We start from the raw sequence: 1,905 nt of genomic DNA on the forward strand, positions 1-1,905 counted from the left end.
TTCTAATTTCAAATTCTGAATAAAAAAAGTGTCATTATAGCCATCTTCGTTGGGAGTAAAAACATTTGGAATAATAAGCTGGCATGATGAGTTTTCTGCAGAAAGAATTTCAACTGACACTTTTAATGGATCACTTGGTTCACATGCCAAAGCTTCCTGAATCACATAAAAAGGAGTTATCCCTGCTTCATTACTATTGATAAATTTTTGAGGGTTAAAAACATTTCCTTCTTCCAAAAAGTCTGTCAATTGAACATCTGAATACCATTTAAAAGTCGCTCCCTTCACACCTGCAACAACAATCGCATCAATGGTAGTACCAAAACAGGTTGGAGATATTTCCGAGACAAGGGTTGGAGGTTCAGGTTGTTCTACTAATTGAAGTTCTATAATTTGTTCAGCCCCTCCGCCAATACCACATTCAACCGTACTAGATTGAGCCACACTAGCGCTAATTGAAATAAATTCAATTCCTGAACCATACAAAGCTTTCAATTCTTCAGATGTCAAGGAGAAGACATCTGAAGAGTTGGTAATCAATTCATCATTCAGCATCCATTGAATAGGTTGATTACTTCCTACATTAATAGTATCTGCTCTAATGTGAATATCTTCTTCTGCACAATACACAGAACCATCTAAATAAGGGTTCCCATCCAGGTCCACCATCTCTAAATGCGGAGCACGAGCGGATACCAATATTGTGATATTTGTTCCCAACGGACCAATACAAGTGCCATTGCTGGCCAGCACCACAATATTTGTGGTTGAATTTAATGTACCTGTCGGTAATATTAAATCAGTGCCGTCCCCAATAAAAATGGTCCCTAGGGTAGTATTATCATCCACATTCCAAAGTTGATAACTTACTCCGACCTCGGAATTAAAAACGGTAATTTCTGTATTTCCTGTAAAACAAAATTCATCTTCTGCAACGTCAATCGACAAACTTAAATCAGGAGCCGTGTCAACATTTATGGTCACCTGCTCTTGCAAAAATTCAGAACAATGGCCAAGACTAACCATTACCTTGAAGGTTGTTGGGTTATTGATTGCGTTTGTAAACAAAGATAGCTCTTGCCCATCTCCCTCCTTTTGGGTACCGATTAGGCTATTATCAGCAGCATTTACTAGTTGATAATAATGATCAACTTCCGAATTAACAATCCGCACCTCGGCAGGACTTCCTTCACATACAGATAGTGGAGCTATTACATCTAGGTTTGTATCAGGGTTAAACATTCGAACACTAGCCTCATTATCAAGTTCTCGACTACAGGCTCCGTTGCTCACGATCACTTTAAAAGTAGTAGACTGATTTATTATTCCTGTTGGTAATGTTATGTCCCTTCCAGTACCAATTACCACACCACCAATTGTTGAGTTATCTGCTGCATTTATCAATAGATAGGAATATCCAAATTCAGTATCCAAAACATAGACATTGGTTGTTCCTGGTTGACATAAAAGCTCATCTTCTATTTCAACCTCCAAATCGGTTCTTGGGGGAGGCAATATTTTGAAAAATTCTGTTGTAACCGATTCGGTTTCGGTATCGTCACTAACCAAAATAAAGTAATTTCCTGAGGGCAAATCAGAAAAGGTGAATGACAGTTGGTTAGTTTCAGAAGAAGTTCCCACATTTTTCCATTGACCTTCATCAAAGAAAAATAACCGATAGGTATAAGGAGGAACTCCTCCAAAAATCTCCACATATGCGGTTCCGATTGGAGAACCGTCACAAGGAATATGGGTTAGTTGAAGACTGTTATCATTTACATCCAAATTTTGAGCGTAAATTGTTGAATTTACAAAACCCAAAACCAAAAACAATACAACTATTCTTAATCCCATTAGATATAAAACATTCATTCAAAATCTTCTTTGTAATGTCCCATGACAAAT

The 1,905-nt window shown here is 37.5% G+C and carries 1 protein-coding gene; it reads right to left on the reverse strand.

From position 1 onward, the window contains the following. The coding region (locus E1171_RS02085) for a T9SS type B sorting domain-containing protein (protein WP_155203605.1) at positions 1-1,872 on the reverse strand (1,872 nt) is incomplete at its 3' end. Between the last annotated feature and the right edge of the window lie 33 nt (positions 1,873-1,905).

The organism is Xanthovirga aplysinae (genome assembly GCF_009711365.1).
Taxonomy (GTDB): Bacteria; Bacteroidota; Bacteroidia; order Cytophagales; family Cyclobacteriaceae; genus Xanthovirga; species Xanthovirga aplysinae.